The organism is Loigolactobacillus backii, from assembly GCF_003946275.1.
Classification (GTDB): Bacteria; Bacillota; Bacilli; order Lactobacillales; family Lactobacillaceae; genus Loigolactobacillus; species Loigolactobacillus backii.
In genome coordinates this window covers 1-5,783 of the sequence record NZ_RHNQ01000094.1, presented here as the reverse complement: position 1 = coordinate 5,783, position 5,783 = coordinate 1, and the positions used below count along the sequence as shown (strand labels likewise).

General features: G+C 38.0%; 7 protein-coding genes. 3 read left to right on the top strand and 4 right to left on the bottom strand.

Features of this window, described 5'->3' with window-relative positions:
* Positions 1-158 precede the first annotated feature (158 nt).
* The 4 genes from EKM61_RS11165 to EKM61_RS12310 all read right to left on the bottom strand — a co-directional run bounded on the left by EKM61_RS11165 (position 159) and on the right by EKM61_RS12310 (position 3,124).
* Positions 159-1,184, bottom strand: a complete 1,026-nt coding sequence (locus tag EKM61_RS11165) for an IS30 family transposase (RefSeq protein ID WP_010619295.1) — start codon at positions 1,182-1,184, stop codon at positions 159-161.
* Positions 1,185-1,368: 184 nt separating this feature from the next.
* Positions 1,369-2,271 carry a metal ABC transporter solute-binding protein gene (locus tag EKM61_RS11160; protein ID WP_068226392.1) on the bottom strand — a complete coding sequence of 301 codons (903 nt, stop codon included), beginning with the start codon at positions 2,269-2,271 and terminating at the stop codon, positions 1,369-1,371.
* Between the two features lie 271 nt (positions 2,272-2,542).
* On the bottom strand, positions 2,543-2,950 hold the full coding sequence (locus EKM61_RS11155; protein WP_068226390.1) for a hypothetical protein: 408 nt from the start codon (positions 2,948-2,950) through the stop codon (positions 2,543-2,545).
* Positions 2,951-2,992: 42 nt separating this feature from the next.
* Entirely contained in the window at positions 2,993-3,124 is a 132-nt protein-coding gene (locus tag EKM61_RS12310) for a hypothetical protein (protein WP_257749690.1), read from the bottom strand.
* A 352-nt stretch (positions 3,125-3,476) separates the two neighbouring features.
* Between EKM61_RS12310 and EKM61_RS11150 the strand changes: the two genes are divergently transcribed.
* The 3 genes from EKM61_RS11150 to EKM61_RS11140 all read left to right on the top strand — a co-directional run.
* A complete protein-coding gene (locus EKM61_RS11150) occupies positions 3,477-4,283 on the top strand; it encodes a ParA family protein (protein ID WP_068226388.1) in 807 nt (268 codons plus the stop codon).
* Between the two features lie 13 nt (positions 4,284-4,296).
* Positions 4,297-4,545 (top strand): ribbon-helix-helix domain-containing protein, encoded by a 249-nt coding sequence (locus EKM61_RS11145; RefSeq protein ID WP_002825834.1) that lies wholly within the window; start codon positions 4,297-4,299, stop codon positions 4,543-4,545.
* A gap of 603 nt (positions 4,546-5,148) precedes the next feature.
* On the top strand, positions 5,149-5,783 hold a 635-nt coding region (locus tag EKM61_RS11140; RefSeq protein WP_164505770.1), incomplete at its 3' end, for a replication initiator protein A.

Sequence of the window (5,783 nt, the reverse complement as noted above, 5' to 3'; positions counted from 1 at the left end):
AATTGAGAAACCAAGTGATACTTCTAAAATCTAAGACAGGTGAAAGATCATGAAAAAGGATATTTTAAATTATTTCCTATTTTGACTGATTTTTAATAATCCTCAATTGTCAAATCAAGTGCAACACTAAGAATCTATTCTTAGAAGTGGTCTAGTTGCTAAGCTAGTTCAGGCATTAGATCGGCTGGGCAGCGATAGTTCAATGACCGCCGTAGCCGGTTGTTTAAGGTATCTTGAGCCAGCTGAATGTCAATGAGTGAGGCCGAAGCCAAGGATCTGCCCTTCGGGAAGAACTCGCGCAAAAGGCCGTTAGTGTTCTCATTGGTTCCACGTTCCCATGGTGAATAAGGATGGGCAAAGTAGATGTCAGTTCCCTTGACTTGACTCAAGCTTGAGAACTCAGCACCATTATCAAAAGTAATGGTTTTAAAGTGCTCGGTTCCATAGTCATATAAGGTATTCTGGAGGGCTTTCAAGCAAGTGTCGGCATGATAATTGGGAAGTTTAACGATGATCTCTAAGCGACTAACACGTTCAGTCAAAGTCATTAATGCTGGCTCAGATTCAACCCGTTTGCCTTTGACCAAGTCACCTTCCCAGTGTCCAAGCTCTTGACGCGCTTGAACCATGGCGGGACGCTCTTCGATTGAATGGCCCAGATTTTTCTTATTGATTCGATGATGCTTTGCCCCGGGGCATTTAATCCGGCGACGTAGTTTAGCTGGTAGGTCTGAATTGCGGATAGCTAAACGCTGGTCATCAATATACCGGTACACCGTCGGTGTTGAGGGGCAGACAAGCCTTGGGTGATCAGTCTTGAATTGGTGGACAAAAGTATCCACACTATGCATCCTGGGACGCGCTTTTAAAGCTGTCACCAAAGCATTACAGAAGGTTTGACAATGATCAAAGAGTCCACGATAACAGCTATTTAGTCGGTGCTTACGATAAATTGCTTCACCAGTTTCTGCCAGATATGACTGTTCAAAGATATGAGTACTAGCGTTAATCTGTGTCGTTGTCCCACGTTTTAATTCACGTGAAATCGTGCTGGGATTACGATGAAGGGCCTGGGCAATCCGGCGGATAGACCAATCTAAGTCCCTTAGGGATTCAATTCGACCACGTTCAGCTAAATTGAGTTGGTGATACTGATTAGATATGATATTCTTAATTCGGGTCATGAAGATACCTCTTTCTTGTTTGTGGTGAATTAAGAATAGGTCTTCATGGCCTTTTTGACTAGTCTGAATAAAGAACTGGTCTAGTAGAGCAGGTGTTGCACTTCAATTTTAAATCGAGGAAGTTATAATTAAATACAAAAAAGCCGAGAAATCAATTCTGACTTCTCGGCTTTTTTGATACGAACTATTTCAAAATATTCATTAACTGGGTATATTGTGCATCCATCCAACTGACGTAAGTCTTATTAGCTGGCAATGTTTCAGTGACCGGTAATACCGGTACCTTGTTCTGCTTAGCTAAGGCGACCAGATTATTGACAGTCTTGCTGTCAACCTGCTTGTTGAAAACGAAGAAGGCGATCTTGTGGTTCTTGATGCCGTTTTGCATCGTTCGAATTGTCTGTGGTGATGGATCGACACCTTTTTCAGTGTCATTTTCGAACTGGGGGTCGCCAACCTTAAAACCGGTTGCTTCAAGGGCGTAGTCAAATACCGGCTCACTAACATAGACTTCTTTGTTCTTCTTCGTTGCAGCCAGTTGCTTCAACTGAGCGATTTTATCATTGACCGGCTTCAATGAAGCGATGTATTTCTTGGCATTCTTCTTAAAGTAGGCCTTGTTCTTTGGCTGCAGTTTACCAAGCTTTGTCGCAATGGTATTGGCTAACTTAGGCATGGTTGCCGGGTTATACCACAGATGTGGATTGTCGCCGTTCTGCTTGCCCATCAAGTCTTCACCGACTTTGATATAGTCAACCTTGCTGCTATCCTTAACCAAATTATTCATCCAGCCATCGTAGCCAATCCCGTTGGCGATGACAATCTTTGAGCCAACCGTTTCCTTAGCCACCTTTGTCGATGCCTGGTAATCGTGAGGATCCACGTTGGGGTTGGTAATGATGGAAGTCACGTCCCCCTTACTGCCGACAACTGCCTTTGCGACCTCGCCATAAAAATCAGTCGTAGCGGTAATCTTAATTTTGCCGTTGCTGGCTGAGTTGCTTGCACAGCCGGTTAAACCAATCCCTAAAGCAACCGCTGCAATGACTAGCAGTACTGCCTTGAAGCCCGAAAATTTATGTAACACGAGATATCCTCTCCCTTGCAAATAGTAACGATTACTCTTTAGATAATAATCTAAAAGATTCCACCTGTAAAGGTTTTTTTGATATTGGATGTAAGCTGATTCCTGAGACAACTTTTAAGAGAGCGTATAATGAATAAATCGTCTCTCAAAAGGAAGGAATCAGCTTACATCCAAAATTAATACGTTTTGATTTTATAAACGCCAAAACGATTAATGTCCATATAAAGTTTACTATGCGGGTGAGCATCTCTCATATTAGTCAGTTGATCTGCTATATTGCTAAAATAGATAGAAGGGTAACTCCGACTGGTGGAGATACAAGTGATCCAAATTCAGCAATAGCTTGACCATTTTTGAATTCTGCTATCTCTTTATTTACTGCTGTCTTATTGCGCATATACACCCTAATCCCCCACCAAAAACGTTTAATAGTTGGATTTGATGAAGACTTGGCCAATACTACACCGAATGCTGCACTTGTTGAAGCTCCATATGTCTTATCATTAGTCTTGATAGTATAGCCGTTGCTTTTAATGTCAGCATTGACTTGTGAAAGCTCATCTTCTATTTCTGTAACCATGCTTTGAGAAACATTATTATTTTCAGGGAGCTGTAATACGTATTGATTATTAACAACTTTTACATATGGATCAAGTTGATTAATTTGATTCTCAGTCAATTGATTATTTTCTGAATCTGATAATTTTGCTGTTTCAGTTGTTTAACCAGCATCCTTTATGACATTAGTTTGTTTTAACTGGGTAGTATCTGCAGAAGCCCTGCTTGTTGGTATATATGTGGCAGTTAAAATTGCACTTGCCAATAGAACTAACCCTAATTTTCTGTTTTTCATTGTTCATCGACCTCCTAAAGTAGCAAAATCTTAGTCTACGAATTATATAAAAATATTTACAAGCAAACCATAAGTCTTATTTTTAGTATTTTCAATTATAATACTCATACGCGTGGTGCTAGTTAAATTTAGACAGTAAAAAAGCCTGGCGGTGTACACTTAAATCAATATACAGTAAAGAAGTGTTAAGCATATCAGACTAGTTTAAGCCTTATCAGCCGAGAATGAGTGATGTTGATATTGCCGAAGTACGTGATTAAGCCGGCCAAAGCCATTGCATTAATTATTTAATAAATTGTTTATTTGTTTGTCTACTAATGATATAATTAAGCTAGATGAAGGAGGTATCAAGATGAAGATTATTACTTTTACTGCTATCAAGGGTGGTGTTGGTAAAACAACCTTGACTTTAAATTATGGTGATTGGTTAGCCAAACATGGTAAGAAGGTTCTATTAATCGATTTAGACCATCAGTGCAATTTAACAACCGTTTTTGAAAAGACACGACGAGATAATACCATCGCTGAAGCGTTTAAAGAAAATGACAATGCTCAAAAAGTAAAAATTGACAGTGTCGGACCGAATCTAGATTTAATAGCCGGTTTTATAGACCTAGATGTTTTAGGAAGTTATCTAGAAAATAACAGTAACAAAGAAATGATGTTGTTCATGTGGTTTAAAAACAACTTCGATTCATTAAGCTTAACCGACTATGACTATATCTTAATTGATACGCACCCAGATTTTAGCACCATCACTAAAAACGCTATTGCTATCAGTAATTACCTGCTTAGTCCCATTACACCCAGTGAACATGGCTACAATGCCAAGTTTGACCTAGAAACACGACTCGAAAAATTCAGAAAATCACTTTTTGATTATCGAACTGGCGAAACTTACGTTGACGCAAAGCTTTTCTTTATCGGTAATATGATTAGACATAATACAAGCATGTCTCGCGATTTGCTAAAACACATAGAAGGCGATGAAACAGTCGCAACTATAATTCCTGAAAGAGAGCTCTTTAATAAAGCTACTGCAAGGCACGCTTCAATATTTGAATTAGCCAATCGTGATGAATCCATTTTAAAGCAAAATCAAAAGTTCATAAAACACGCCGATCATCTTTTTCAAGAATTAGCAAATGAAACCAAGTAAGGAGAGTTAGATTATGAGTTTAGATTCATTCAATCATAAAAAAGACGAAGAAATGAGAGAAAGTTACGAAACTACATTGAAAGACAACAAGAAAGATGCAGTCGCATTTTTGAAAAATATCAGCCGAAAGGAAGTAGAGCGTAAGCGATCAGTTACCTTCTCAATTACTGAAAGCCAACTAAAAAAAATGGATACGGCTGCCCGAAAAAACGGATTTAAAAATCGTTCAGAATTCTTAGCTTCAATCATAGATGCAATTTAGTAATTAAATAAATAATTAATCAAACAAGTAAACACACAATTTATTTGTTTGATTAATTTGTGCTTAGGTAAAAGCTAGTAAAGTGCACTGAACCAAATACGGTTGCCTGTAAGTAAGCGCTATGCTAGACTAAGATTAATTTAACAACCAAATAAAGAGATCAAGCTAAACAGAAAAATCCCCGATTCACGAGGAATCGGGGATTTTAGGTTTAGCAAGTAGCTAATAGAGAGCTACTTAGATTCAGACAATTTAGACCGCCAAGTTAAAATCGTCTGAACATTGTTCTTAATTTGTAGGTTAATTATACCGCAAACCAGTCCTATGGGACAAGTGAAGGATAGTTAAAAACAAATTAAATCCAATGGACTAAGTAGCTAACCAATGCTATTTAGTCCATTTTTGTTGTTAGAAATTAAAAAAAGTTGCCGTATAGGCAACCCAGAATAGACACATGCCGGTGAATTTACAAAGCCGATCACGTCCAATGTTCGCTTTGTAATTCAGTTAAAGCATACCAGATTTGTATTTTAAAACAAGTCAGATGTTTTAGCAACTCTCTATTAAGACGGCCTGTGTCAGTTAAGAAAGGGAGCTTTTATTATGGATCAATCAAACTTTAACTTTACAAATGCTAAAAGAGCCTATGAAGTAAAGTTCTACGCTTTGCCGCAGATCTTACTCCAAGGAGAAAAATATAAGGATCTTAGCGATAGTGCCATTTTACTTTATTCGGTGTTACGCGATCGTCTAAGTTACTCACTAAGCAATAATTGGGTTGACGAAAATAACAACGTATATTTCATATACACAAACAATGAACTAAAAGATTTACGAAACTGGTCAAATAATAAAATCAATAAGATTAAACACGAATTAATCGACGCAAACCTTTTGTATCAAAAACATATGGGTTTTAATCCAAGATCAGGCAAAAACGAACCAAATAGATTATATTTGGCAGATTTGGAAGTAACAGCAAAAGACGTTTATATTAAGCGAGAGCCATTAAAATCGCCTGAACCCCTTGGTACAAGCGGACTTCTCAAAAAGAGAAACCCGCATGATACCGTTGAACCCCTTGGTACAAACGGACTTCTCAAAAAGAGAAACCCGCATGATACCGTTTCTGATACATCTGAATCCCTTGGTACAAGCGGACTTCTCAAAAAGAGACAAGATCTAGACTATACTAATAATTTAGATACTAATAGATACAATATAGATACTCAAAAGTT